The organism is Hyalangium ruber (assembly GCF_034259325.1).
Classification (GTDB): Bacteria; Myxococcota; Myxococcia; order Myxococcales; family Myxococcaceae; genus Hyalangium_A; species Hyalangium_A rubrum.
In genome coordinates this window covers 490,804-517,114 of record NZ_JAXIVS010000001.1, presented here as the reverse complement: position 1 = coordinate 517,114, position 26,311 = coordinate 490,804, and the positions used below count along the sequence as shown (strand labels likewise).

The following is a 26,311-nucleotide window of genomic DNA, read 5'->3' as shown; positions in this document are numbered from 1 at the left end:
CTCGGTATGCGCCTCCCGGACGATTGGAGATCCGCGGCTCCCGGCCCGCGAATGCCTACCGTCGATGAAGTCGACTTCCGGGCGCTGTATCAGAAGACGAAGTACGTGGTGGAGACGGCGGACGGCTGGTCGCTGATGATGACGCGCTACCGGCCGGTGAAGCAGCCCTTCCCGCAGCCGCTGTTCGGCGAAGTGCTGCTGCTGGTCCACGGCTTCTCGCAGAACCGGCACGCGTGGACGAGCGGGCAGTTCGTGAAGAACCTGCTCTTCTTCGGCGTGGACATCCACATCCTGGAGCTGCGCGGGCACGGCAAGAGCTCGGTGGCCTTCCAGCGCGAGCGGGCCGCGCGCTTCCGCCGGCCGCTGCCTCCGGACCTGGACTACGGCTGGGACATCGACAGCTACTTCCTCTACGACCTGCCCGCGGCGGTCTCGGGGGTCAAGCGCATCACCCGGCGCGACCGCATCTTCTACTGCGGGCACTCCATGGGCGGGATGCTGGGCTACGGCTACGCCGGCATCCACGACGACTTCGAGGGCCTCATCACCATCGGCTCGCCGGCGGACCTGGGGCGGGGCTTCTTCCTGCTCAAGGCGCTGGCGATGAGCGCTCCGGCGCTGGCCAGCGCCATCGACATGACGCTGGTGGGGCTCAACACCCAGAGTCGGTTGGGGCACCTGGGCCGCTCGCTGCTGTCGCGCGGGGCCCAGGTGGTGAACAAGGAGCTGGGCAAGCGGCTGGCGCCCCAGGAGGATCACCGCGACACCCAGTTCAAGTACGTGCCCGTGGACACGTGGTTGAAGTACGCCGAGAAGCAGCTCGCCCGCGCCGAGGGACACCCGCTCTACGAGCGGCTCGCCGCGCGCATCAACCGACTGAGCAATCCCGCCCGGGTCAGCGCCCAGGACATCCGCTGGCTGTTGCGCGAGGGCGGCGAGCGCGAGCCGCGCAAGGTGCTGGAGCAGTTCGCCCGGTGGATCCGCCGTGGCGAGATGGTCTGTTACCGCACCGACTATGACTTCAAGCGCGGCTTCTCGAAGATCGCCATCCCCATGGCCATCATCTTCGGGGACCTGGATCCGCTGGCTTCGGTCGAGTCCACCCGGAGCGTGTACCGCGCCGCCAAGAGCGAGTACCTGCTGTGGCGACCGGTGAAGGGCAACAGCCACATCGAGCTGACGATGGGGCATGACATCCGGCAGATCTGTTACGACATCAAGAACCTCATGGAGTACGCGAGGACCCACCGCGCCCAGGCTCGGACGCCGGTGCTGCCGCGCATCCGTTAGGCGCCAGGCGGGCACGCCGGGTGGAAAATTGGAGCCAGGGCGGGCTTGCTCTACATTCACGCCCTCTGCAGAAGGAGCGTGGTTTCGATGAAGGCCCTCGCGCTGTGGGTGCTGGGATGGGTGCTGCTGGCGCCCCTCCACGCGCTCGCGCAGGAGAAGGTGGAGCTCAACACCATCACCGCGGTGAAGGTGAGCGGCACCACGGTGGAGATCACCGGCAGCAAGAAGCCGAACTTCACCACCTTCACCATGCCGGATCCGCCGCGGCTGGTCATCGACATCTCCGAGGCGGTGCTCACCCAGGTGCCGGACGAGCTGGCGGTGAACAACGGCTTCATCACCGGCCTGCGCACGGCGAACTACGGCGCGGAGGGCTCGGCCATCGCCCGGGTGCTCATCGGCTATGTGCGCGAGGTGGAGACGGACATCCAGGTGTCCGGCAGCGTGCTGGTGGTGAAGGTGCTGGACCCGGCGGGGGGCACGCGCGTGGCCCAGGCGCCCACCGAGACCTTCCCGACGGACACGAGCCCCCGGCAGACGGAGATCGCCGCCACTGAGGCGGCCCAGGCCGAGCGCGGCGCCCAGCAGCAGGCGGCGGCGGAGGCGGCCACCACGGCCCAGGCGGGGCGTGAGACCCAGGAGCAGGGTGCGGCCACGGCGAAGCTGTCCGAGGAGGAGCGCCGCAAGCAGGAGGAGGCCGCGCGCGCGGAGGCGACCCAGAAGGTCGAGGGCGAGCGCCGCGCGCGAGAGCTGGCCGCCGCCGAGGAGAAGAAGCGCCAGGAGGACGAGGCGCGCGCCACGCTCGAGGCCAAGAAGCTGGCCGAAGCCGAGGAGAAGAAGCGCAAGGCGGACGAGGCCGAGGCCCGTCGCGTGGCCGCCGCCGAGGAGAAGAAGCGCCAGGAAGAAGAGGCGCGTTCCGAGGCCGAGGCCAAGAAGCTGGCCGAGGCGGAGGAGAAGAAGCGCAAGGCGGACGAAGCCGAGGCCCGCCGCTTGGCCGTTGCCGAGGAGAAGAAGCGCCAGGAGGAAGAGGCGCGGCAGCGCAAGGCGGACGAAGTCGAGGCCCGCCGCGTGGCCGCCGCCGAGGAGAAGAGGCGCCGGGAGGACGAGGCGCGTGCCACGGCCGAGGCCAAGAAGGACGCCGAGGCCGAGGAGAAGCGCCGCAGGGCCGCCGAGGCCGAGGCGGCACGGCTGGCCGTGGTGGATGAGCGCAACCGCCGGGAGGCCACGCGCGTGGCCAACGTCGCGCCCCCGTCGCGCCGCGAGGAGCCCGTGAGCGCTCCGTCCTCCGCGGAGGCGAGCATCTCTGTCCGCCGCAAGACGCTGGAGATCGTCGGCTTCCAGCAGCAGGCGGGTGCCTCTCGCGTTTACATTCGCACCAGCGAGCCGGTGCGCTACAAAGTCTCCGAGGGCCGCAACGAGATCGTCCTCGAGCTGGAGAACACGCAGATCGGCAAGGGCAACAACACCCGTGCGCTCGACACGTCCTTCTTCGATACCGCCGTGGCTCGCGTGGACCCCACCGTGGGGCCGGACCGCTCCGTGCGCGTGTCCATCAAGCTCAAGGCGGATGTGCCCGTGCAGACGCGCCAGGAGGGCAACACCATCTCCCTGGACTTCCCCCGCCCGCCTCGTCCCTGAGCCGGGTGCCCGCTCCGGCGCGCTCGCCGCCGCTGAGACGCAAGGGACATGATGCTCCTCCCGGTGACCGTTGCGCTGCTCGTCTCGGCGCAGATCCCCCTGGCCACGCAGATCCAGTTGCCCACCGGCGAGACGGTCGAGCTGGCGGCCGACTACGTCGTCTACGAGCCGGACCAACAGCTGCTCACCGCCCGGGGCCATACCGAACTGCGCACCGCCGAGGTGGTGCTGCGCGCGGATGAAGTCACGTACGACCAGGGCGCGCAGAAGGCCCGGGCCGCCGGCAAGGTGATGTTCGTCAGCGGCCTGTTCGCCGCGGTGGCGGACGAAGTCGACGTGGACATGAAGTCCAACGAGGCCAACGTCAAGGGTGGCCTCTTCATGCAGAAGCGCGGCGTCACCGAGGAGGCGCTGCGCAGCGCGGAGACCCCCGAGCAGCTCCGGCAGATGGGCGAGACGCCCGTGCTCATCAGCGGCACGCGCATCAAGCGCACCGGACCCAACGGCTTCGTGGTGGATGACCTGGCCTTCACCCCGTGCGAGTGCGGCCCCGGTGAGCCCAGCTGGCGCGTGGAGGCCAACGAGGCCTCGGTGGTCATGGGCGAGCGCGCCGTGCTCACCTGGCCGGTCGTCTACGTCCACTCGGTGCCCGTGTTCGCGCTGCCCTGGCTGTACCTGCCCCTGGCCGAGCGGCGCTCCGGCCTGCTCGTGCCGCGCCCCACCTCCTCCGGGCTCAGCGGCTTTGGCATCGAACAGCCCGTCTTCCTCACCCTGGGGCGCAGCTACGACCTCACCTTCACCCCCGGCTACTACACGGGCGGCGGTCAGGAGGACCACAGGCTCTCCGAGGCCGTTACCCGCCGGGAGCCCCGCTTCAACGGCCTGCGCGGGCCGCGCCTGCTCAACGAGTTCCGCTATGTGCCCAGCGAGCGCACCCGCGGCCGGGCGACGCTGGGCCTCGTCTATGACTTGAACCCGCTGCGAGACCCCCGAAGCGGGAACTTCTTCCGAGAGGGTGGGGTGGGGGATGCCCAGGCCCTCGATGTTTCGCGCGGGCTACGGGGAGAGGCCTCCTGGCAGCACGTCCAGGAGATGGGCAGTGGCTTCTACAATCGCATTGACGCCGGCTTCGTCTCGGACGGCTTCTACACGCGCGATCTCACCGCGGACCTCGTCGCCCGAGAGGCCCAGTACCTGCGCAGCACCGGCGTGGTGTACCACCGGGGCGAGGATCACTATGCCGGGCTGGACGTGTCCCTCCGCCAGGACATCCGCTGGGGTTTCCATTTCTTTCGCGATGACCGCGTGCCTGACGCGATCGATGTTCCCGCCGAACAGCGCTCCATCCTCGGTCCCATCACGCTTCAGCGCCTGCCCTCCATCACCTTCGCGCTGCCCGAGCGGCGGATCGCCGGCCGGTGGGCGGCCGCGCTGCGCATGGAGTTCGCCCGCCTGGCGCCGATGACCCGGACCTTTGGAGACGAGGGCGAGGACGGGCTCTTCGATCCCAACCGGGCCCAGGTCATCACCGGCCCGGACGGTCTGCCGCAGGGCGTGCCGGACCCCACCCAGTCCAATGGCATTTTCGACGCCTCGGACCGCGAGGCCCGCAACCGCCTCGACTTCTCACCCCGCCTGTCCACCTCCTTCGGGCTGGGGCCGTTCGTGCGGATGACCCCTTCGCTGGCGCTCCGGCAGGACCTCTATCTCGGCGAGGTCTCCGGGCGCTTCGCGCAGCGCGGCTATCCGCTGGTGGACCTCATGGTGGACTCGGAGCTGGCGCGCACCTACCAGCCTCGCACCACGGGGTATCGCCATACCCTCATCCCCTCCGTGCAGCTGCGGTACGTCCCGGGGGTGTGGGGAGGGGTACCCTCGCCTGGCGCCTCGCCCGATCGCGCGCCGCAGATCTATGACGAGATCGACTCCGCGGTCCCCGTGGGACCCGATGGACGAGGGCAAGGCTTCCTCCACGCGGTGGTAGAGGTGAGCCAGGCCCTCGAAGTCAAAAGGGGAGACCAGCGGAGCGAGGTGTTGCGCCTTCGCTTGGGTCAGGGATTCGACCTGACGCGTCACGCTCCTACCTTCGGCGCGCGTTCCCCAGCGGGGCAGGAAGGACCCGTCCTTCGGGACACCTATGCCCGTCTCAACGCCAGTGCCGGTGTCTTCAATGCCGGAGCCCTGGCACGCTTCGATCCCAATACCTCCAAGATCGCCCAGTTCAGCCTCGATACATGGATTGATAATGGGGAAGGGGAGGCGCTCTATGTCCGTTATGACGACCTGTTGGCAGAGGGTTCGGATCGACTCCGCCGAGGGATTGACGCCCTGGTTGGTCCAGCGGCTGAAAGCCAGGCCCGTGCTCAGTTGCTCGTGACGGGCGTGCGAATGTCGCTCGGAATCGGGCTCGGTCTGCGGTACGAGGCGCTGGTGCAGCCACTCGCTCAGATGCAGTCGCCACTGGCCCAGCAGGTGCTGGGGGTGTCGTACGGTCCGGCGTGTGACTGCTGGCGTATCGAGGGTGTGGCCACGCTGCGCAGAGGCCAGAGTCGTCCTGACTTTGGGCTCAACCTCAGTGTGGCCGGGGTCGGAGCTTTCGGGTCCTAGAAGTTGACGGACAGAGGAATCCCGAGATGCCCCCAGTGGTTGTCTCAAGCCAATTATCTCGCCAGGAGGGCGATATCTTCGTGTCGGAACTCGGAAAACGTATCGGCCAGCGCATCCGCGAGCTTCGCACGCAGCGGCCGGAGCGTTGGACTCAGGAAGAGCTTGCGGAACGGGCTCAAATCAGTGTGTCGTTTCTTTCAATGATCGAGCGAGGGGAGCGCGTCGCCCACGTGGAGACGCTCGCCGCTCTCTCCAATGCCCTGGGCGTAAGCCTGGGTGAGCTGTTCGCAGGTACGGAGCAGTCCCTCGCCCAGACCGAGGATCTGCTCCGGCCGCTGTCGGATTTCGCGCGTGCGCGAGGCCTGACGGCGCGGGATGTAGACCGTCTGCTCGGTGTCGCCCGGGTGATGTTCAACGGGACGCCTGCCTAAGATCGGCGCCGCGGGCCCGCTTACAAGCACCGCGGCGCCGTGGCCTGTCCTTGACTGGACGCAGGGCAGCCCTGGAAGATGGGGAATTGTTGGCTGGGCGTCATCCCCGACGCACGGCCCTGTTCCCTTTCTTTTAAGGAGTGACCTCTGATGCGTCTGGGTCTGGCCTCATGTGTGGTGCTCGCGAGCGCCCTTCTTATGGCGTGCGAGCCCCCGGCCCCCGCAACGCTGGAGTTCGTGGATCAATCTCCCCTTCAGCCGAAGCTGGGAGAGATCACCACGGTGCGCTTCCGGGCGGTCGACAGCCGCGGCATCCCCCAGGCGGGGACCACGGTTATTTTCAGGCTGCAGTCGGAGGTTCCGGGGGTGTTGCTCAACCCCAAGGAAGCCATCACCAATGTGGGTGATGGTGTCGCCTCCACGCAGATCACCGCCACGGGCCGCGTGGCCTCGGTGGTGGTGGTCGCCACCGCGGGCGACAAGGTGGCCCTCAGCCCGGCCGTGAGCTTCGCGGGCGCTGCCGCCAACGCCGAGCAGTTCACCTTCCAGTGCGGCAAGTTCTCGGGCGAGGGCTCGGGCGGTCTGCACGCCATCGGCGCCTACGACGAGACGCGCTACCTGATCGCCGGCGTGAAGGCGAGCTGCATCGCCCACGTGGCCGACCGCAACGGTGACGGCATCGCCGGCGCCCAGGTCTCCTTCATCACCGAGGCGGGCACCATCGGGCCCAGCGCCAGCTCGGTCACCAACGTGATTGGCAACGCGGAGATCCTCTACAAGACGTCCTACCCGCTGCCGGAGGAGACGCAGCCGGGCACCTTCAGCTGGACGACCAACAACGACGCCACGCACACCGGCGAGTACCTGGCCCCGCTGTGGATGCAGCCGTTCTTCTGGACGGAGAACCCGATCCGCGACTACGGCATCCCCATCAACCCGCAGGAGAACCGCCCGGAGCCCCGGCGCGTGGACCCGCTGCGCCCCAACCGCGTGAACAACCCGCGTGACAACCTGGTGGCGATGATCGCCGTCACCACGGGCGAGGAGGGCTACGACGACAACAACAACAACGGCCAGTACGATCCCGGCGAGCCGTTCATCGACCTGACCGAGCCCTTCGTCGACAACAACGACAACGGCACCTGGGACGTGAACGAGCGCTTCGTGGACACCAACGGCAACACCCGCTGGGACGGCAAGAACGGCGTGTTCGACTCCAGCACCCTCATCTGGGTACAGGAGCGCCTGCTGTGGACGGGCTGGCCGCACCCGACCGACCGCACCGAGAGCCCGATCAACCCCACCCCCGTGGTGCGCCAGCTGGACCCCGTGCCGGGCGCGCTCGTCACCATCCTGCACTTCCAGGCCGCCGGCTCCACGTTCCTCCTGGCCGACCCCTGGTACAACCGCATCGCCCAGAACGAGGGCGGCGACGGCTGCTCGGGCGGCGCCATCGGCCCGGTCGTCGTGGAGAACCTGCCCAAGGGCGTGGCCTTCACCTACCCGGCCTTCAACGTGGAGCGCTACCTGTTCCGCGACACGCACGATCCCCAGGGTGACCAGCCCAAGTTCGTGCCGATGATCCCCTTCGAGGTCAACGCTTCCTGCCTCTACACGGCCTCCCAGGAGGGCGGCCACCAGGTGCTGGTGAGCGCTCCGACCATCAAGGGCCAGGTGGAGTAACGCGCAAGGCCATTGACCGGCGGCCTCGCCGTCCGTACCGTCCTCCGCGGCTGATTTCCGAGTCAGTCGGTCGCGGAGGGCGAGTTGAGCCAGCAGCAGAGCAGCAAGACGGCCGAGGCGGGTGCGCGCGAGGGAGACCGACGCCGCACCATCCTTCGTGCCGCCATCGATGTGTTCGCTCGCAAGGGCTACCACGGGTGCCGCATCGCGGACGTGGCGAAAGAGGCGGGCGTGGCCTACGGGCTCGTCTACCACTACTTCAAGAACAAGGACGAGCTGCTCGAGACCGTCTTCGATGCGTGTTGGAGCGGCTTCTTCACGCGCGTGCAGGCGATCTCCGAGGGTGAGGGGACGCTGGCGCAGAAGCTCCAGCGCATCACCGACGTGGTGTTCGAGGCCTTCCGGGTGGATCCCCGGGCGGTCAAGGTGCTGGTGGTCGAGGTGGCGCGTAGCCCCGTGGGCCGGGTGAACCGGCAGACCGCCTTCTCCGACACCCTCAAGCTGTGCTCGGACATGCTCGTGCGGGCCCAGGCCGCGGGCGAGCTGCGCGAGGACGTGGACCCTCGCCTGTCGGCGATGCTGCTCTTCGGCACCATCGAGATGGGCTTCACCTCGCTCGTCATGGGCGTGGTGGACACCAAGGATTCGGACAAGCTGGAGCAGGCCAAGCAGCAGATCGCGAGCTCCTTCCTGCAGGGCGTGCTCACGCAGGAGGCCGTCTCGGAGGTGTCATGGAAGAAGGAACGCGAGAAGTCCGCTACGCGACCCAAGGTCGCCAAGCGCTCGTAACCATCGACCGGCCCCGGGCGCGCAACGCCCTGTCCGCCTCGGTGGTCCAGGAGCTGATGGAGGCCATCTCCCGGGCCGAGGCCGACCCCGAGGCCCGGGTGTTGGTGCTCACCGGCGCCGGGGAGAAGGTGTTCTGCGCGGGCGGAGACCTGGGGCAGATGGGCGAGGGGGGCTTCCTGGGCATGCACGAGGGCCGGCGCGCCTATGCGGCGCTGCTCACGCGCCTCCAGGGTTGCCGCAAGCCCACGGTGGCGCGGGTAAACGGGCACGCGCTGGCCGGAGGGCTGGGCCTGGTGCTGGCGTGTGACCTGGCCGTGGCCGCCGAGTCCGCGGAGTTTGGCACCCCGGAGATCGACGTGGGGCTGTTCCCGATGATGATGATGGCGCTGCTGCAGCGGCACGTGGGCCGCAAGCGCGCGCTGGAGCTCGTCATGACGGGAGACCGGCTGCCCTCGCGCGAGGCGCTGACGCTGGGGCTGGTCAACCGGGTGGTGCCGGCGGCGGAGCTGGACGCGGCCGTGGGCGCGCTGGCCGAGAAGCTCGCCGGCAAGAGTCAGGCGGTGCTGGCCCTGGGCAAGCGGGCCTTCTTCACCGCGGAGGATCTGCCGCTGCCGGCGGCGCTGGAGCTGCTCTCCTCGCAGCTCTCGCTCAACGTGATGGCGGAGGATGCCGCCGAGGGCATCACCGCCTTCCTGGAGAAGCGTCCTCCGAAGTGGAACGACCGCTGAGGCGGACGAGGCCCGCCGTCACGGGCTGGAGGTGAGGGCCGACGCGCCCTCGCCCTGGACGGCGGCGGGCACCGGGGTAGCCGCGGGCTCGCCCGCGGTGGTGGCCAGGCGCGGCTCCGTCGGGGCGAAGAAGTCGAGCTTGAGCAGCGTCAGCCCGTCCACCCAGAGGTCATCCACCTTCACGCCCCAGTGCAGGTGCGGACCGGTGACACGGCCCGTCTTGCCCACCAGGCCCAGCTTCTGGCCCTGCTTCACCTTGGCGCCCTTCTTCACGTCGATCTTCGAGAGGTGGAAGTAGCTGGTGTAGAGCCCGCCGCCGTGGTGGACGATGACGGTGTTGCCCGCGCTGTAGTTCTCGCGCGTCATCACCACCACGCCGTCATTGGCGGCGGTGATGGGGGTGCCCGTGTCGCCGTCGATGTCCACGCCGAAGTGCTGGCTCTGGAGCTTGCCGTTGAAGGAGCGCCGGTCGCCGTAGGGCGCGGTGATGCGATCCTGGCGCGGCCAGGCGAAGTTGCTCTGGAACAGCGGCGCGCGGAAGGACTGGGAGAAGGCGGCGGCGAACGCGGCGCGATCCTCGGCCATACGGGCCTTCACCGACTCGGGCGGCTTGACGTACTTGCCCGCCACCTTGAGCTGGCGCTCGGGGTAGCCCGGCTCCATCACGTCCAGGGTGCCCGCGAGCTCCACCGGGGTGCCCTCGGTCTCGGATTTGCCCACCACCTTCACCTCGGTGGTGCCCACGGGGTGCTCCACGCCGAGCCCGGTGATGGCCTGCCAGACGCCTTCGGCCTGGTAGAAGCGCAGGGCCTTGCCATTGATCGTGCCCGTGGGAGCGCCGCCCAGGCCGCTCACGGTGACGAGCACGGGATCGCCCGGCTTGGCCGTCCCCGGTTGCACGGAGAGGCTCGGGGTGCCGGCCTGGGCGCCGAGGGCCACGAGGCCGAAGGCCAGAAGGGAGAGGCGGGTGAGGGAGAAGGGGGACGAGGTCCGAGAACGGGAGATCGCGGGAGACGCCATTGGGGCGCAGTTGTACACCGGCTTGGTCGCTACTCCGACCCCAAGACGGCAAGGCTCGTTTGGATGGTCGAAGAGCGAACGTCCAAGCGTCAAATGTGGGTGGGTGGCGTTCCGATGGAAGGAGGGGCTGCCTAGCTTCTTGGACGAACTCGCTTCCATCAATGGGGGGATGCTGGATGCCTCGTTCCTATAGCTTCGATCATTTCCAGGTGCCGGCCTCGGAGCCTCGCAGCCGCAGCATGCGGCGCCAGGACAAGCAGCACCTGGCGGACTCGCGCCACTCGCACCCGGAGCAGGACGGGGGCGTCCACTACGGCAAGAGCCACGCGGAGACGGAGGAGATCCTCAAGGCCCGCGCCGCCATGCGCCGCGAGGCCCCAGAGGTCTCGGATGACGTGCTCCCCGAGGAGCCGCCGATCCAGGCCGCGCCTCGCGTGGAGTCGCCCGCGGCCACGCCTCGGCTCAACCGCAACACCCAGCCCATTGGCGCGCTGCCGATGACCGAGGAGCTGCCGCCGCGCGGACGCTTCCAGGACTTGCTGGATGAAGCGTCGCGTCAGCTGGAGGCGATCCAGGGGGGCATCGGCGATGTGACCAAGGCCGCCACGCGCCTGGCCTCGCTGCCGGTCGAGGTGGTGCGGCTGGCCGCCCGTCGCCTGCGTCTCGTCCACGGCTGAGGGCTTGCGGGCGTGGAGCTGACCCTCGTCTCGTACAACATCCACAGCGGCATCGGCACGGACGGGCACTTCGATCTGCAGCGCATCGGAGAGGTGCTCCGGGAGATCGACGCGGACGTCATCGCGCTCCAGGAAGTGGGGGACTTCCGGGGGCAGACGACACGCGAGGATCAACCCGAGCACCTGGCGGATCTGCTGGGCATGCACATGGCCTTCGGGCCGAACGTCGTGCGCCAGGGCCGCCGCTATGGCAACGCCATCCTCACGCGGCTGCCGATCCTCAAGTCGAAGAACTACGACTTGAGCGTGCCCCGCCGCGAGCCTCGCGGCGCGCTGCGGTGCGATCTGGACCTGGGGGCAGGCAAGCAGCTTCACGTCTTCTGCCTGCACCTGGGGCTGTCCATCGGTGAGCGCCGGGCCCAGGAGGAGCTGCTGCTGTCGGCGGACATCCTCCGGGATGCGGTGCGCAAGGATCCGGTGGTGGTGTGCGGCGACTTCAACTACTGGGGCAACAAGCCGGTGCCCTCGCTGGTGCGCCGGGCGATCCACGACGCGGCGCTGGAGCTGCAGTCCCCGGCGCGCACCTACCCCTCGCGGGTGCCCCTGCTGCGGCTGGACCGCATCTTCGTGGACACGGGCGTTCGGCCGCTCTCCATCCGGCCACACCGCTCGGCGCTGGCGGGGGTCGCCTCGGACCATCTGCCCCTGGTGATGCGCTTCGAGGCGCCGGTGCGGGAGGAGTCCCCGGTGGTCTCGGCACCGGTCCAGCTCATCGGCTAGCCTAGGCGCTCCAGCGGCGTTCATTGGCCGACGCTTGCGTCCGCTGGACACTTTCGCCGCGCGATGGGTTGTCGTGGCGGGGACGGGTGCCTAGGTTGGCTCCGTCTGTGGGACAGATGCTGCGCCGGCCGGAGAGCAGATGAACTTGGGGACGGAACAGACGGATCGCGGCATCTCCGCGATCGTCGGACGGATGGCGGATGGATTCAGCCGCCTGGTGTCTCAGCACATCACCCTGGCGCGGATGGAGCTGGCCGAGGATGCGAAGGCCATGGGGCTGGACGTGGCGCGGATCGCCGTGTTCGTGCCCTTCCTGCTGGTGGGCTACTTCTTCATGTGTGGCGCGCTCTCGGTGGCGCTCGCCCCGTGGCTGGGCTACGCCGGCGGGCTGGCGCTGGTGGGGGCCCTCAACCTCGTGGGAGGCATCGTCGGCATCCTGACGGCGCTGTCCCGCATCAAGGCTCGGCAGGTCATGAATGACAGCGCCGAGGAACTTTCGCGCAGCATGGCGGCGCTCACCACGCCGAACGCCATCGCCGCGCCGCCGCAGCCCCGGAACGTGCTCAAGGAGCCCCCTCATGCCCAGTAATGGACAACCCAAGGCCGAGCCTCGTACCCCCGCCGCCGTGCGCGCGGAGATCGAGCGCACCCGCGCGGAGCTGGCCACCTCGGTCAGCGCCCTGCGCCACGAAGTCGCCCAGGCCACCGACTGGCGCGCCTGGGTCCACAAGCGCCCGCTGCTGTGCGTGAGCGCGGCCTTCATGGTCGGCTTTCTGATCGCTCAGCGCCGTTGATCGACCCTTCCTTCACCCAACCAACGTATTTCCCAACCGATAGGAGATGGCCTCGATGGAGATGAATCCGCAGCAGATCCAGGACCGGGCGCGTGAGATCCAGGAGCGTATCGTCCCTCAGATTGAGGAGGCGCGGCGCAACCTGGTGGATCTGAACAGCCGCGCGGTGAGCTTCATCCGCGCCAACCCGGGCACCTGCCTCATCGGCGCCGTGGCCGTGGGCTTCCTCATCGGCAAGATCGCCGCGCGCCGCTAACCCCTTCCTTCGGTCAAACGAGAGACAACCATGGCGAATTATCAGGGCATTCCGAACAACGGCTCGCAGGCCAGCGGCGAGGACGCCGGCTTCGGCCAGCGCGTGGATCAGATCGGCTCGGAAGCGGCGGAGCTGTGGGGCAACGCGCGCAGCGCGGTGAGCGACCTGGGCCAGACGCTGGACATCAAGGGCCGCGTGGATCGCCACCCGTACGGCATGGTGGCGGCCGCGCTCGGCGTGGGCTACGTGCTGGGCGGTGGGCTCTTCACCCCGCTGACGGCGCGCATCCTCCGGCTCGGCGTGCGCCTGGCGGCGCTGCCCTTTGTCAAGGACGAGCTGGTCGGCATGGCCGAGGCGGCGCTCCAGGGTTACCAGGCCGGTGTCGGCAGCCAGAGTGGCGCCGGCGGCCAGACGGGTGCCTCGGGCATCGGAACCTCGCCCCGGACGGGCGGTCCTGGCAACATCAGCTGATCCGTCGCACGCGCACCACAACTTCCCCTCGTAACCCGGAGACCTTCCGCATGTTCAGTACCCGCGACATTCGAGACCTCAAGAAGATGGACAAGGACGATCTGCTCAGCCTGATCGGCCTCGAGACCCGTAAGGGCGCCACCGACCAGCTGCTGCCCGCGCTGGGCGCTTTCACGGTGGGTGTGCTCCTGGGCGTGGGCGTCGGGCTGATGCTCGCTCCCAAGCCTGGCAACGAGCTGCGCAATGATCTGCGCAACCGCATCCAGGGCGGCCAGGACGCGCTCACGGGCGCGGGCACCTCGCGCACGAGCGAGAACGTCTCGCGCAACGTCTGATTCGCCGGGCCACGGGCCGGCATCCTTCGGGCCTCTCTCGGGCGCGGCTTTCGCGCTCGGGCAGAGGCCCGTTGCTTTGCGGGGCGGAGAGGGCGCTACGCGGGCGGGGAGGGGAGTTCCGGGAGCCGGGTGGGCTTGCGGTGGTGCTCGTGATCGTAGAAGCACTCGGGGCCCAGGTGCGCGATGAGCTGGCGCTCACGCGCGGTGGCTTCGGACGTGCCGGCCTGAGCGGGCAGCGCGTAGGGTTGGATCAGGACGGTGTCGTCTCCGAGCTCCTGCCGGGTCTCCGAGGGGAGGGAGGCGAGGCGCTCGCCAAAGAGGCGAACGAAGGGAGGACCGAGGAAGTTACGCCAGGTGAGCCCCACCAGCCCTTCGCTGTAGTCGCGCACGGTGTAGACCTCTGTCGCGGCCAAGCCATCGGGGTCTGGCACGAGGCGCCACTTCTTGCGCTCGTAGTCCGCATCCAGTCCGGCCTGCGCCAGGGGTGAGCCGACGAGCCGCATGAGCGTGAGGACTTGCTGCAGGTGGTTGGACCTCCAGGCGGCTTTCGAGGCCTCCGCAGCGGAGGTGGCCCAGATGAGCTTGCCTGTGTAGGGAGGGTCGATGGGCTTTGCTGGATACAGAATGAGGTAGTCACGATCCGTGCGGGTCGTGACGGTGAGATTGCTTTTCCGCTCGTACAGGTTCACGAGCGCGTCGAAGTCGATGCGGTCAGGATCGAGACGGCCATCGAGAGAGGCCTGCCCGTATTTCATGGGCCGGAACCAGCGGTACGTTTCGAAGGCCCGCTGGAGGATTTCGCGAACCACCGCGCCCGATGGAACACCCGGCGGAAAGGTGATGTAGGTCGTGACGTGCTTCATCGGGCCTGATCAGAGAGGGAAGGAACGTACCGTCGCTTGCCCACGTTCTTCCATTTCACGCAATCGCTTGATGAGGGGGGAAGTCAATCGTGTCGAGCTTTCAGGATGTTTTTTGGAGCGAATCCAGAGTTCGATGGAACCCCCATGCTCGGTCACATAGTCGAGCATGGCTTGAAGGTTCCCCGTGAGCGCCAGCTCCTGACGTCCCTTTACCTCGATGAAATGATAGGGCTGGCCCCACACCAGCTCTCCAGGGGTGGGGTTGCTGGAGACCGCATCCGGGATGAAGCCGCGCTCCGTACCCCCAGGCGGCGGCATCATCAGCGCCCGGTTCTTTTCGTGCCCTCGGGCCTGGAGTACCGACTGCTCGAATGCGGTGCCCTTCTCCTTGTTCTTGAGGATGGTCTCGTACTGCTTGCGCCAGCTCCCGTCGATGTCGAAGCGGAAGCGGGGGTACCGGTCCGGATGGCGGAACTGGTAGTCCACCCACGCCTGCGCCATGTGCTCGGCGCTGCCCGGCTCCAGGCGGATTCCCGCCTCTCCCAGTCGCGAGCCCACCAGCGGCACCTTGCCTCCGCGTCGCAATGCCTCCGCGGCTTCACGCAGGGGAGCCTCCAGCCCCGCCGCCACCCGCCGCAGGAAGGCCACGTCTTCCTCGCTCAGTCGCTGGCCCCGGGCTGCCTGGCGCACCAGCGTCTCCACCTGGGCCGCTTCAGCCGGACTGAGGTGGGAGGCCACCCGCTGCAACACCCGCACCTCGTCCAGGCTCCGGCCCGTCAGCAGCGCAGCCCGCTCCAGCAGCTCCCCTCCACCCGAAAGCGCTCGTCCCGGCACGAAAGGCACCAGCACGCCCACCGCGCACAACAGCCGCTCGTTCGCGTCCAACTCGCGGCCCGTCACGCTGTAGCCCACCAGCAGGCCGGCGGCGTCCGTTACCTCGCCCACGACGGGCAACATGCCGTACAGCAACTCCACCACCAGCTCCTCGGGAGGAGGTCGGTGGTCCTCCGGGGGCGTGTAGTCCAGGTGCGGCGGGGCATACCGTCCCAGCTCCAGCGCCGTGGCCAGGGCACCGCGCCGCGCCAGCAGGTAGAGCGCTACCTCGCTGGGACTCTTACGCACGAAGTCTTCGTCCCTCGTGTGGGTCAACGCCCAGTCCAACACCGCTCCGGTGAGCGCGTCCTGGGACTGGGTGCGCAGCGGATGTTCCGTCAGCAGGTGCCTGGGAGCCACCCGCCGCACTCGCTCTCGGGCCACCTCCGCCCAGCGTCGCTCACCCCACTGGAAGAACTCCTCCAGCTTCGCATCCACCGCTGCCTGGCGCTCCGCTTCATGGCGGTCCTGAAGCTCCCGGGCCACCTTGAACTCCCGGTACACCTCTTCCGGCGTGCGACGCCGCAGCTCCCGGTCGCTCTGGCGCAGCGTCCATAACTGCATCTCCCACAGCACCCGTCGCTCTCGCCTTCTGGGCTCCTCCGCTACCTTGGAGCGCTGCACTTGCTCCTCTCGCTCGCGCAGGAACTCCAGATAGGTCCCCAGCACGGATCTGCCGGGTGTCTTTGCTCCAGAGGTGCCTTCGTTCGGCAGCGTGAGCGCGTCCCTCCTCTGCTGGAGCGTGCGCATCTGCCTCCGGTGGGCCCGTAGCTGCCCGCAGCCCGCGATGAAGCCGCAGCCGTCATCGTACCGGGAGCCCCCCGCGCAGCCCGCTCCCCAGAGGCTCAGCAGCACGAGCGCTATCCGTCGAAGCGTTCGCAGTGTCATGACGCCACGTTACGCAGGCGCGTGCGCGACACTGGAGAACCCAGGGGGTCTCGGGGGTAGACTCCGGGGCATGGCCAAGGACAAGACCTCGAAGCGCCGCTCGGGGTCGGGGAGCAAGTCGAAGTCCGAGACCCGGGCGCCGAAGAAGTCCCCGGCTTCCTCGGGTGGCGTCGTCACCTCCGGACGCAAGAGGACCGTTCCGGGCCCACGCGCCGAGAAGGCGGGGGCATCCGAACAGCCTCAGGCCGGTGAGAGTGATCGCCGGGACACCCCGCGCGATCTGCCCGCCGTCACCGAGGCGCCCACCACGCCGGGCAGCCAGGGACCTCAAGCGCTCCTGGCCCGGATGCGCACCCTGGAGACCCTGGAGACCGCGTACGAGGCCTGGCTGGAGCTGAAGCTGGAGCATGCCGCCGCCCGGTCGCGCTTCCGCGAGGAGCGCGAGCGGCTGGATCAACAGGGCTCCTTCCTCATCGGCGCCGTGCGCGCCGCCGGCGTCGAGCCCAAGCCGAGCACGGACACGGCGCTTGTGCCCGCCTCCCCGGCCGACGGATTCCTGCGCCAGGCCGAGGGGCGCATCTCCCAGTCCCGAGCGGAGCTCGAGCGCAAGGCGGCGGAGTCCGAGGCCCTCTATCAGGAGGCCTTCGGAGAGCTTCGCGCCACCCTGACCGATCGCGTCCGCCGCTACCTCTCGGCCTCGCGCCCCAGCCTCCAACTGCTCCTGCGCAAGGTGGGGGCCACGCGCTCCATCCTCCATATCGCCCGCGTGGGCAGTGATGAGGCCGTGCTGCTCTGTTTCCTGCTCTGTGGCCGGATCCCCTCCCGCTACGGCTTCCTCTTCGATGACTCCACCGAGGACGTCTCGCTGCCGCCCGCGCCCCTCTATGCCGATGAGGGCGTCACCGAGGCGGAGGTTCGTCCCAGCGCCACCGCGCTCGAGGCCCGCGTGCGCGCGCCCAGCCAGGTGCTGCCCCTCAAGGGCTTCCTGCCACTCTTCGTGCCCCGCCCGGAAGGCGGCGAGGACTTCTTCCGGCTGCTGCAGCGCGGGCCGGTGATGGAGGTCGAGGTCGCCGAGGGCTCGGAGTTCCGCAACATCCTCTCGCGCGAGGAGGCAGAGCGTTTCGCGGGCCACCTGCTGCGCCTCAAGCTCGAGGAGAAGATCGAGCTGGAGATCGAAGCAGGGTAGGCGCCGAGCCCGGCTGCTGGCGATCGCCTGCCTGCCGCCCGCGCCCCTCCAGCGTGAGGTCAGCCAGCCACTCGCCGTGACGCCCCTCCAGCCCGCACGCTCCCGGAGGGGCGTCCGCACGATTGCCCCCAACGGCCCCTCGTTGCTGCCCCTTGTCGCGATTGGAACCTTTGACAAGGAGATCTCCACGAGGAGGGAACCGGGTCATGCCGCAGAAGGCCCTAGAGCCCTCGGTCCCATCGCTGGCGATCGAGGACAACACCGAGGCGCCCACCTGGGTGTTTCTGAAGACCATGGCGGCGCTCGCCCCCATGGGGTTGGTCTTCGTGGACCCGCGGCTCCGGATCCTTCACCTCAACGCGACCCTGGCGGGCTACACCGGTATTCCCATCGAGGCTCACCTGGGGCGCGAGGTGAAGGAGGTCATGCCGGACCTCTGGTGCCTGCTGGAATCCCATTACCGCCAGGTCCTGAAGGAGGTGCGGCCGCTCGTCGACCTGGAGTTCCTGGCGGAGATGCCCAAGGCGCCCGGGGTTCGCCGCAACTGGCGCGTCAACTTCTACCCGATACACGACAGGGCAGGGGCCCTGTGTGGAATAGGCACGGTCATCACGGATGTGACCGAGCAGAAGCAGGCGGACGAGGCCCTCAAGGCAAGCGAGCGGCGCTACCGCTCCCTCGTGGAGGCAACGGCCCAGACGGTATGGACGCTCAACGTCCAGGGGGAAATCACCGAGCCTGCTTCGAGTTGGCAGGCCTTCACGGGCCAGACCCAGGCGGAGCAGCGGGGCCAGGGGTGGCTCGCCGCCATCCATCCGGAGGACAAGCCTCGGGTGGTGGCCGAGTGGACCGCTGCCCAGCAGCGGCGCGAGCCCTATCAAGGGGAGTTCCAGCTTCAGCACCATCGCACCCTGTACCGCGACGTCAGCGTCCGCTGTGTCCCGGTCTTCCATGACGATGGCTCCGTGCTCGAGTGGATTGGCGTGGCCGAGGACATCTCCTCCCGCAAGCAGGTCGAGCGGTCGCTGCAGAGGACCACCCAGGCGCTCCGGCTGAGTGAAGAGCACTACCGTACCTTCATCAATCAGAGCACCGAGGGCATCTGGCGCATGGAGCTGACCCCGCCCATCGCCGTGGACCTGCCCGAGGACGAACAGATCGAAGCCATGCTCCGCAGGGGCTACCTCGCCGAGGGCAATGCCGCGATGGCGAGGATGCATGGCCTCCATTCCCCCTCTGCCCTGGTGGGACGCAGGTTGGATCAGGTCTTCGTCCGCACCCGCCCGGCGGACGTCGGGTTCCTGCGAGCCTTCATCCGCAGCGGGTACCGGTTGGAGAACGCGGCCTCGAATGAGCAGGGGCGTGACGGCAAGCTGAAGATGTTCCTCTGCAGCCTGGTCGGGGTGGTGGAGGAGGGCTGTCTCGTTCGTGCGTGGGGAACCCAGCGGGATGTGACGGAGCAGAGCCTCGCCCAGCAGGAGCTGGAGTTCAGCAAGGAGGAGGCCCGCCGGAGCGAGCAGCAGCTGCGCAACATCACCGACGCCCTTCCGGCCCTGGTGAGCTACATCGATCGAGACGAGCGCGTGCTCTTCTGCAATCAGGTTCACGAGACGTGGTTCGGTGTCCCTCCGGAGCAACTCCTGGGCAAGACGGTGCGCGAGATCTTCCGGGAGCGCTATGTGACCGTGAAGGACTGGACCCGCAAGGCTCTCGACGGCGAGACCGTTCGCTACGACACCTCCTACCAGAGGAAGGACGGACAGCGGGTCTGTGTGCAATGCACGTATTCGCCCATTCGCGACGCCCACGGAGAAGTGCAGGGCTTCGTGGCCCACGTCCACGACATCACCGACCGCAAGCAGGCAGAGGCGGAGGTGGAGGCCGAGCGCGCGCGCCTCCAGGACATCCTCATGAGCACGCCTGCCTCCATCAGCATCCTGAGTGGTCCGGAGCAGGTCTTCACCCTGGTCAATCCCATCTTCAGGCGCTTGTCGCATGACAGGGAGCTGCTGGGGCGTTCGCTGGAAGAGGTGTTCTCCGCGACGGGCTCCAACTCCTTCTCCGAGATGGTTCGCCGCGCCTACGAGACGGGAGAACCCATCGTCACCACGGAGGTCGCCTTCAGGGCCAGCCCCCGCCCAGGGACGCAGGAGGAGCGCTTCTTCGACGTCCGCTACCAGCCGTTGCGCGACGCTCAGGGACATGTGGACTCCGTCATGAGCTTCGCGATCGACGTGACCGACAAGGTGCGGACGCGCCAGAAGCTGGAGGAGTGGGCCCACCACCTCGCCAGCCAGGAGGAGTGGCTGCGCTCGGTCCTCGATTTCATGCCCGTCGCGCTGCTGCTGCTGGAGCCGGGGACGGGCCGTGTCCTCTTCGCCAACCAGATCGCCCACCGGATGGCGGGAGGCACCTTCCCCATGGGCGTTCCCACGGAGGAATACGACCGCTTCTACGAGCTGCTGCGCGAGGATGGCACGCCCATGCCCCTCGAGCAGGTGCCGGGGGTTCGCGCCGCGCGGGGAGAGCGCGTCCAGGGAGCGGGGGTGATCTGGAAGACGCCCTCGGGGCGCCACTTCCTCCTCATCGACTCAACGATGATTCCCGCCTCCCATGGTCACCCGGCCACGGCCCTGCTGGTTCTTCAGGACGTGACCCAGCTCAAGCAGATGCAGGCCCAGCTCCAGGCGGCGGTGCGGCTGCGCGACGAGTTCCTCACCGTGGCCTCCCATGAGCTGAAGACCCCCCTGACGCCGCTGCAGATGCGGCTCCACGCGCTGATGCGGGACTCCACGGCCGAGCTGTCGTCCGAGGAGCTCCGCGAGCGGGTGCGCAAGGCGGCGGAGAGCTCGTCCGCGCAGGTCCGCAAGCTCGTCGAGCTCATCAACGATCTGCTCGACGTCGGCAGGCTGACGGAGGGCCGGCTGTCGCTGAGCCTCGAGCCCCTGGACCTGGCCGCCGTCGTGCGCGAGGTGGCCAGGCGCTTCGAGCCTCAGGCCCGCCGCGCCCAGTGCCCCCTCATCGTTCAGGCTCCGGAGGCCGTGGTGGGCGCCTGGGATAGTTCGCGCCTCGAGCAGGTCGTCGCCAACCTGCTCTCCAATGCCATCAAGTACGGGCCTGGCAGGCCGGTGGTGATGCGCGTGGAGCGCCGCGAGGGCCGGGCCCTGCTCAGCGTGGTGGACGAGGGCATCGGCATCGCGCCCGAGAAGCTGGGGCGGGTCTTCGAGAAGTTCGAGCGCGCCGTCTCCCCCCTCAACTACGGAGGGCTGGGCCTGGGGCTCTACATCAGCCGGCAGATCGTCCTGGCCCTGGGAGGCACCATCCAGGTGGAGAGCCAGCCGGGGAGGGGGAGCACCTTCACCATCGAGCTCCCCCTGCTGGGCGCCCACCCCTCGCATGAGGTGGCCGCCAGCGCGGCCTCCCTCGGCTCCGAGGAGTGAGGACGCGCGGCTACTGCGTGCGCACCACGCCCACGTCCGCCGTGCCCGTGAGGATGGCGCTGCCCAGGAAGAGGTTGCTGGACTCGGGGCCGCCCGTGCGCACCGCCTGGAAGGTGACGAGGTACGTCTGCTGCGGATCGGGGAAGGCCGTGCCGGGGATGCTGACGGTCTTCTCCTTCCACTCCGCGGGGAACGCCACGAGCTTGATGAAGTCGAGCGGCGCCGTGGGCACGTTACTGTAGGTGGGCTGTCCCTGCTGGCCGCTGGCGCTCACCGGCACCACGGTGACGAAGCCGATGGTGCGGTCCTGGTTGGAGGGCGGATCAGCGCGATCGAAGGACAGCGGCGTGTTGGCGGAGATGCGCACCACGCCCGAGGCCGGGTGCAGCGCGGCAATGCGCTCCTGCGCGGGCGAGTTCTCCACCACCCCCACATAGCGCTCGCCCGAGCGCTCGGCGGTGAAGGTGTAGGTGGCTCCAGACTGGTAGGTCAGCTTCTCGTCGGTGTTGCTCGAGCGGCTGTAGGCGCCCGCTCCGTCGCTGCTGAGCGAGACGGCCTGGCCGTTCTTGGGCTGCACGGAGACGGTGGCGCCCGTGAGGCCCGAGGGCGTGGAGTTCTCATCCTCGCGCGTGCCCAGGAACAGGAAGGCCACCGTCTGTCCCGGAATCGTCACGGTCGACTGGCCCCCGTCCAGCTGAAAGCCGCCATCCAGGCCCGCCGCGGCCTCGGGAGACAGCGGCACATCCGGGGTGGACAGCAGCGTGCCCACCATCACCGTCTCCGCGGAGATCTGGTCGACGGTCTTCCCCAGGTCGCATGCCAGGGGAACGAGGAAGCAGGTAGCAAGAGCAGAGAGAAGCAGAAGGCGTTTCATCGAATGGAAGTCCTTACCGACAAGGGGCCGGCCCGGCGGAGGAGCATAGCAGTCCGCAGGGGCGGGACCGCGCTGCTCGCGCTATCCTCGCGCCCCCGTGCAAAACCCTCCCGTCCAGTCCTCCGGCCGCCGCTTCCTCAAGCGGCTGGGGTTCGCGCTCCTCCAGGCCATCGTCTTCGGCGCCGTGTTCGGCGGGCTCATGTACGCCCGCGTCCCGCGCACGCAGCTCGAGGTGGAGGGCGCACCCCAGGCCATCCGCGCCCGCCTGGCCGAGTGGATCGAGAGCCCCGAGCGCATCACCTATGACTTCCGCGTCCGCATCCTCGGCGAGCGGCTCCAGCGCCAGCGCGCACGCGAGGCCAAGGCTCCCGATCGGGTGGTGATGGTGACGGTGGATGACGACACCCTGGCCAACGCCCGCGAGAGTGACCATCCCGGCCTGCCGTCCTACCCCTGGCCGCGCGAGATCATCGGCGGCATGACGCGCCGGCTGGTGCAGGAGGGCGCCTCGCTCGTCTTGCTCGATATGGTGTTCCCGGAGCTCAGCCCGCGCGAGTGCTCCACGCGGCAGCTCGCCGCCGAGGGCACCTCCGACGACACGGCCTTCCGCGAGCTGCTCAACCAGGAGCCGGGCCGCACGGTGATGGCCTTCTCCTGGAGCGTGCCTCGCGCCAGCCTGCCCCCGTTCCGGCTGTGGCCGTACCGCGTGCGGCTGGGCATCCACCCCGGACAGCCCCAGGCGCGCGCTCAGGCCCAGACGGTGCTCTCCTCGCAGCGGCCGGCCTTCCTCATCCCCGTTGGCAACAAGGTGGAGGTGTGGGCCGGCGTGGAGGACGAGCGCGAGGGGCAGGTCCTCAGCGCGCAGTTCGGCACGGGCGCGGGGGTGGTGCAGGAGCGCCGCGCCGCCGACGACGCGTGGCGCGTCACCCCGTTGGACCTCTTCGTCTCACTGGCCGAGGTGGAGGTGGAGGGACTGGACCCCACCCGCCTGTTGCAGGTGCGCACCCTCCAGCACCCGGTGGTGCCGCTGCTGGGGCCCCAGAGCCTCTATGGCGCGGTGAGCGGCTTCCCGGATCCGGATGGCGTCAACCGCGGCATGCTCCACCTCGTCAGCTACACGCCGCGCGAGGGCGAGCACCACGTGCTGCCCTCCATGCCGCTGGCCGCGGCGATGAAGGCGGCGGGCACCCGCAAGCTGCGCTACGCCAACGGTCGGCTCCAGGTGGGCGATGCCTACTCCGTCCCCATGGACGAGACGGGCTTCAGCCTCACGCGCTGGGACGCCGGGGACGCGGGGCGCTCGCCGGGCGCCTCGGTGATTCGCTACGTGCGCGCCTGGAACGTCCTGATCAACCTCTTCGACGTGCTCGAGGATCGCCCGCCGCGTTCGGACCATGACCTCGAGGGCCGCACCGTCATCCTCACCAACACCTCCACCTACGCCACGGACTACAAGCCCACGCCCATCGGCAAGGCGACGCCCGGTGGCGCCGTCATCGCCCAGGCGCTGGACAACATCCTCCTGTCCCAGGGCATCACTCGCGCCCCTCCGAAGGTGGATCTGTTCGCGACGGTGATGATGGCCTTCGTGGGCGCCGCCATCGCCCTCATCTTCAGCCGCAACTTCCGCTCCGCCTTCGGCGCCTTCATCTACTTCTCCAGCGGCGCGCTGGCGGGCGTGGGCTACCTCGTGGCGGCCGTCTACGTCTTCGTGCAGGACCAGATGTGGATCGCCGTGGCCGCGCCGCTGCTGGCCATGGTGGGCACCTTCCTGCTGACCACCATCTACGCGGTGCGCACCGAGCGGGAGATCCGCGACTTCGTCAACCACGCGCTCGGTCGCTACGTGAGTCCCGAGGTGGCCCGGCTCGTCACCCGAGACCTCACCTTGCTGGTGCGCCCCGAGCGCCGGCAGATGTCCGTGTACTTCTCCGACATCGAGGGCTTCACCCGGCTCTCGGAGCAGATGGAGCCCGAGCGGCTCGTCCAGTTCCTCAACGAGTACCTCACCGTCATGACCATGGCGGTGCGCTCCTCGGGCGGACAGGTGGACAAGTACATCGGCGACGCGGTGATGGCCTTCTGGGGCGCTCCCGTGCGCACCGACCGCCACGCGCACCTGGCCTGCGAGGCCGCGCTGAAGATGCGCGCGGTGCTGGTGGAGCGCCAGCCGCACTGGGAGAAGACCTACGGCCACCGCATCCAGTTCCGCGCCGGCATCAACAGCGGCGAGGTGGTGGTGGGCGACATGGGCAGCGACCTGAAGTCCAACTACACGGTCATGGGCGACGCTGTGAACCTGGCCTCCCGGCTGGAGGGCGCCAACAAGGCCTATGGCACCTATATGTTGGTGGGCGAGAACACCGCCCAGCTCGCCCGTGACGCCTACGTCTTCCGCGAGGTGGACCGGGTGCTCGTGAAGGGCAAGACGGTGGCCACCCGCATCCACGAGCTGCTCGGGCGCCACGGGGAGATTGCCCCGCGCATGCAGGAGCAACTCGCGGTGTACGAGCAGGCGCTGACGTCCTACCATCAGCGGCGCTTCGACGAGGCGCTCGCGCTGTTCGAGCGCGGTACCTCGGAGTATCAGGACCCCGTGGCGGCAGTTTATGCGGGCCGGTGCCGCCGCTTCCTCGTCACCGCTCCGGCGGAGGACTGGGATGGGGTCTACGCACTGGAGGAGAAGTGATGTTGCCACTCGCGATGACGCTGGGCTTCACGCTGGCCACGGGCGGTGCCGTGAAGCTCGAGCCGCGCACGGTGACCAAGTCGAGCGTCTACCTCGTGAAGTCCCCCAGCTTCCTGTCCCCCCGCGTGTCGCGCGCCGTGCTGCGCGGCGAGCAGGTGCAGGTGGAGCTGCCCGGCCGGGGAAGCTGGTTCGCCGCCCAGGTGGGCGAGGAGCGCGGCTACATCCACGTCACCTACCTCAGCGACAGGCCCGGCGCCTTCAAGGTGACGGGGCAGGCGCTGCAGGGTGAGAGCCTGGTGAACGGCAACTACAACCTCGCGGTGGGAGGCTTCACCGAGGGTGCCGTGAGCGTCTACCGAGGCCAGCACCCGGACGTGGAGGCGGGCTTCCGCCGCCTGGAGGCCTTCATGCCCGCCGAGCCCGGCACGCGCTCGGCCATGCCAGACCCCCAGGCCACCTCGGCGTTCGTCGCCGCGGGCGGCCTGCGCGAGCCGGGAGGTGAGCCGTGAGCTGGCGGCGCGTGGGCGCGGTGGCGGTGCTCGGCGGGATGCTCGGTGCCTGCCATGCGACGGATCGGCCTGCCTTCATCGCCCAGGTGGAGAAGGGCATGGAGGACAATCGGCGGCAGATGAACCGTGACGTGGCCGCGCGCAAGGCGAGCCTCGGCACGCTGACGGCCTCGCTCACCGGCTGCCCCATGGAGCGGCGCCAGGCGTACGAGATGGACGCGGAGCAGGAGTACGCCCTGGGCCGGGCGGTGGCCGCGCGCCAGCTCGCCACGCTCGGGGTGGAGCCGCTGCCCGCCACCGACCCCCTCGCGCGGTACGTGGACCAGGTGGGCCAGTACCTCACGCTGGTGGCGGAGGCAGTGGGCAACTCCAGCGCGCCGGACCGCGCCCACCGCCCCGAGCGCATTCTGGAGAACCGCCCGTGGCCGCTGGCGGGCTACCGCTTCCTGGTGCTGCCCATGGACGAGGCGCGCGCCACGGGGAGCCCCAGCGGCACGGTGATGATCTCCACGGGTTTCCTGCGCAAGCTCCAGAGCGAGGAGGAGCTGGCGGCGGTGCTCGCGCACGAGGTGGCCCACGTGCAGCGTGGCCACGGCGTGGAGGTGCTCAAGGCCTTCATGTGCCACCAGACGGCGCGCCAGGAGTCCTCGGCCGCGCTCCGGGCCTTCGGCCAGCGCATCGAGAGCAACGCCCGGGCGAGCACGGGCGGCAGCGCGCTGCGCAGCTCCAAGGACTCGACGGTGCTCGGCGAGCTGCTGGGCGGCGCGGCGGAAGGGGCGGCCTCGCTGTACCGAGAGGGCTTCCCCAAGGACTTCGAGCTGGAGGCGGACCGCATCAGCGTGAGGCTCCTCGCGGCGGCGGGCTATGACCCGCGCGCGGTCACCTGGCTGCTGCAGCGCATGTCCACCGAGGCCCCTGCGAAGCACGCCTGGGTCCGCACCCATCCGAAGTTCGAGGAGCGGATGGAGACGGTGGGCGAGCGCCTCAAAACGATGGGAGCCGAGCAGCCTCATCCTCCGCAGGAGGCCGTGGCCCAGCGCACGAAGCGCTTCCAGGCGGCCATGGAGCCGCTGAAGGCCCCTCCGGCCGGACAGCAGGCCTCGCGCTGAACAGGGGCGAGCGGGAGCTACTCCTGCTCGTCCGGATCCCCGAAGAACTCGCGCACGGGCTGGTCCTGGGCGATGTGCTCGGCGACCACCCGGCGCATCTTCTCGGGCGTCATGCGCGAGTAGTACACCTCGCCGGGCCAGCCCATGAGCTGGTAGTCCTCACCGGAGAGCGGATCTCGCTTGCGGCCCGTGTCCTCGCGGATGACGACGTTGGGGCCCATGTGGCAGAAGCCATAGCAGCCCCCCCGGTACGCCTCGCAGCGGGGCGCCGCGCCGTGCCGGGCAAGCTCCTCCTTCGCCGCGGCGAACACGGCGTCGGATCCGTTGCCCTTGCAGTCCATGCCTTTGCACACGGACAGGCGGTAGCGCTTCATTCGCGCA

The 26,311-nt window shown here is 69.0% G+C and carries 24 protein-coding genes; 19 read left to right on the top strand and 5 right to left on the bottom strand.

Features of this window, described 5'->3' with window-relative positions:
• Positions 1-6: 6 nt before the first annotated feature.
• The 7 genes from SYV04_RS02125 to SYV04_RS02095 all read left to right on the top strand — a co-directional run bounded on the left by SYV04_RS02125 (position 7) and on the right by SYV04_RS02095 (position 9,166).
• Positions 7-1,290 carry an alpha/beta fold hydrolase gene (locus tag SYV04_RS02125; protein ID WP_321543873.1) on the top strand — a complete coding sequence of 428 codons (1,284 nt, stop codon included), beginning with the start codon at positions 7-9 and terminating at the stop codon, positions 1,288-1,290.
• Positions 1,291-1,377: 87 nt separating this feature from the next.
• Entirely contained in the window at positions 1,378-2,928 is a 1,551-nt protein-coding gene (locus tag SYV04_RS02120) for an AMIN domain-containing protein (protein WP_321543872.1), read from the top strand.
• A 48-nt stretch (positions 2,929-2,976) separates the two neighbouring features.
• A complete protein-coding gene (locus SYV04_RS02115) occupies positions 2,977-5,535 on the top strand; it encodes an LPS-assembly protein LptD (RefSeq protein WP_321543871.1) in 2,559 nt (852 codons plus the stop codon).
• An 80-nt stretch (positions 5,536-5,615) separates the two neighbouring features.
• A complete protein-coding gene (locus SYV04_RS02110; RefSeq protein ID WP_321543870.1) occupies positions 5,616-5,966 on the top strand; it encodes a helix-turn-helix domain-containing protein in 351 nt (116 codons plus the stop codon).
• Between the two features lie 150 nt (positions 5,967-6,116).
• Positions 6,117-7,649 carry a hypothetical protein gene (locus SYV04_RS02105; protein WP_321543869.1) on the top strand — a complete coding sequence of 511 codons (1,533 nt, stop codon included), beginning with the start codon at positions 6,117-6,119 and terminating at the stop codon, positions 7,647-7,649.
• Between the two features lie 84 nt (positions 7,650-7,733).
• Positions 7,734-8,438 (top strand): TetR/AcrR family transcriptional regulator, encoded by a 705-nt coding sequence (locus tag SYV04_RS02100; RefSeq protein ID WP_321543868.1) that lies wholly within the window; start codon positions 7,734-7,736, stop codon positions 8,436-8,438.
• Positions 8,381-9,166 carry an enoyl-CoA hydratase/isomerase family protein gene (locus SYV04_RS02095; RefSeq protein ID WP_321543867.1) on the top strand — a complete coding sequence of 262 codons (786 nt, stop codon included), beginning with the start codon at positions 8,381-8,383 and terminating at the stop codon, positions 9,164-9,166. Before SYV04_RS02100 ends, SYV04_RS02095 begins: the two co-directional genes overlap by 58 nt.
• Before the next feature lie 18 nt (positions 9,167-9,184).
• Here SYV04_RS02095 and SYV04_RS02090 read toward each other — a convergent pair whose 3' ends face one another.
• Complete coding sequence (locus SYV04_RS02090; RefSeq protein WP_321543866.1) at positions 9,185-10,186, bottom strand: M23 family metallopeptidase; 1,002 nt, start codon at positions 10,184-10,186, stop codon at positions 9,185-9,187.
• Positions 10,187-10,362: 176 nt separating this feature from the next.
• On the opposite strand from SYV04_RS02090, the gene SYV04_RS02085 reads away from it, so the two are divergent.
• The 7 genes from SYV04_RS02085 to SYV04_RS02055 all read left to right on the top strand — a co-directional run bounded on the left by SYV04_RS02085 (position 10,363) and on the right by SYV04_RS02055 (position 13,499).
• The gene (locus tag SYV04_RS02085) at positions 10,363-10,863 is read left to right on the top strand and encodes a hypothetical protein (protein ID WP_321543865.1); all 501 of its coding nucleotides are present in this window, start codon (positions 10,363-10,365) and stop codon (positions 10,861-10,863) included.
• A gap of 12 nt (positions 10,864-10,875) precedes the next feature.
• A complete protein-coding gene (locus tag SYV04_RS02080) occupies positions 10,876-11,643 on the top strand; it encodes an endonuclease/exonuclease/phosphatase family protein (RefSeq protein ID WP_321543864.1) in 768 nt (255 codons plus the stop codon).
• A 139-nt stretch (positions 11,644-11,782) separates the two neighbouring features.
• A complete protein-coding gene (locus tag SYV04_RS02075) occupies positions 11,783-12,232 on the top strand; it encodes a phage holin family protein (RefSeq protein WP_321543863.1) in 450 nt (149 codons plus the stop codon).
• The gene (locus tag SYV04_RS02070; protein WP_321543862.1) at positions 12,222-12,437 is read left to right on the top strand and encodes a DUF3618 domain-containing protein; all 216 of its coding nucleotides are present in this window, start codon (positions 12,222-12,224) and stop codon (positions 12,435-12,437) included. Before SYV04_RS02075 ends, SYV04_RS02070 begins: the two co-directional genes overlap by 11 nt.
• A gap of 55 nt (positions 12,438-12,492) precedes the next feature.
• Positions 12,493-12,693, top strand: coding sequence for a hypothetical protein (locus SYV04_RS02065; protein ID WP_321543861.1), 201 nt, complete (start codon positions 12,493-12,495; stop codon positions 12,691-12,693).
• A gap of 30 nt (positions 12,694-12,723) precedes the next feature.
• Positions 12,724-13,164: a hypothetical protein gene (locus SYV04_RS02060; protein ID WP_321543860.1), complete on the top strand. Its 441-nt coding sequence runs from the start codon at positions 12,724-12,726 to the stop codon at positions 13,162-13,164.
• Positions 13,165-13,214: 50 nt separating this feature from the next.
• Entirely contained in the window at positions 13,215-13,499 is a 285-nt protein-coding gene (locus tag SYV04_RS02055; RefSeq protein ID WP_321543859.1) for a hypothetical protein, read from the top strand.
• A gap of 95 nt (positions 13,500-13,594) precedes the next feature.
• On the opposite strand, the gene SYV04_RS02050 is transcribed toward SYV04_RS02055, so the two are convergent.
• Positions 13,595-14,362, bottom strand: coding sequence for a hypothetical protein (locus SYV04_RS02050; protein ID WP_321543858.1), 768 nt, complete (start codon positions 14,360-14,362; stop codon positions 13,595-13,597).
• A 9-nt stretch (positions 14,363-14,371) separates the two neighbouring features.
• A complete protein-coding gene (locus SYV04_RS02045) occupies positions 14,372-16,123 on the bottom strand; it encodes a hypothetical protein (RefSeq protein WP_321543857.1) in 1,752 nt (583 codons plus the stop codon).
• 70 nt (positions 16,124-16,193) lie between these two features.
• Here SYV04_RS02045 and SYV04_RS02040 point away from each other — a divergent pair, with 70 nt between their 5' ends.
• Positions 16,194-17,309, top strand: a complete 1,116-nt coding sequence (locus tag SYV04_RS02040; RefSeq protein WP_321543856.1) for a hypothetical protein — start codon at positions 16,194-16,196, stop codon at positions 17,307-17,309.
• A gap of 206 nt (positions 17,310-17,515) precedes the next feature.
• The gene (locus tag SYV04_RS02035) at positions 17,516-20,749 is read left to right on the top strand and encodes a PAS domain-containing sensor histidine kinase (protein ID WP_321543855.1); all 3,234 of its coding nucleotides are present in this window, start codon (positions 17,516-17,518) and stop codon (positions 20,747-20,749) included.
• A gap of 10 nt (positions 20,750-20,759) precedes the next feature.
• Here SYV04_RS02035 and SYV04_RS02030 read toward each other — a convergent pair whose 3' ends face one another.
• Positions 20,760-21,623, bottom strand: coding sequence for a hypothetical protein (locus tag SYV04_RS02030; protein WP_321543854.1), 864 nt, complete (start codon positions 21,621-21,623; stop codon positions 20,760-20,762).
• Positions 21,624-21,720: 97 nt separating this feature from the next.
• Between SYV04_RS02030 and SYV04_RS02025 the strand changes: the two genes are divergently transcribed.
• The 3 genes from SYV04_RS02025 to SYV04_RS02015 are packed head-to-tail and all read left to right on the top strand — an operon-like array spanning position 21,721 to position 25,930.
• Positions 21,721-24,312 carry an adenylate/guanylate cyclase domain-containing protein gene (locus SYV04_RS02025; RefSeq protein WP_321543853.1) on the top strand — a complete coding sequence of 864 codons (2,592 nt, stop codon included), beginning with the start codon at positions 21,721-21,723 and terminating at the stop codon, positions 24,310-24,312.
• Positions 24,312-24,821, top strand: a complete 510-nt coding sequence (locus tag SYV04_RS02020; RefSeq protein ID WP_321543852.1) for a hypothetical protein — start codon at positions 24,312-24,314, stop codon at positions 24,819-24,821. The genes SYV04_RS02025 and SYV04_RS02020 overlap by 1 nt, the downstream gene beginning before the upstream one ends.
• Positions 24,818-25,930: a M48 family metalloprotease gene (locus SYV04_RS02015; protein ID WP_321543851.1), complete on the top strand. Its 1,113-nt coding sequence runs from the start codon at positions 24,818-24,820 to the stop codon at positions 25,928-25,930. The genes SYV04_RS02020 and SYV04_RS02015 overlap by 4 nt, the downstream gene beginning before the upstream one ends.
• 17 nt (positions 25,931-25,947) lie before the next feature.
• Here the strand turns inward: SYV04_RS02015 and SYV04_RS02010 are convergent, their stop codons facing one another.
• A complete protein-coding gene (locus SYV04_RS02010; RefSeq protein ID WP_321543850.1) occupies positions 25,948-26,304 on the bottom strand; it encodes a (2Fe-2S) ferredoxin domain-containing protein in 357 nt (118 codons plus the stop codon).
• Positions 26,305-26,311: the final 7 nt, after the last annotated feature.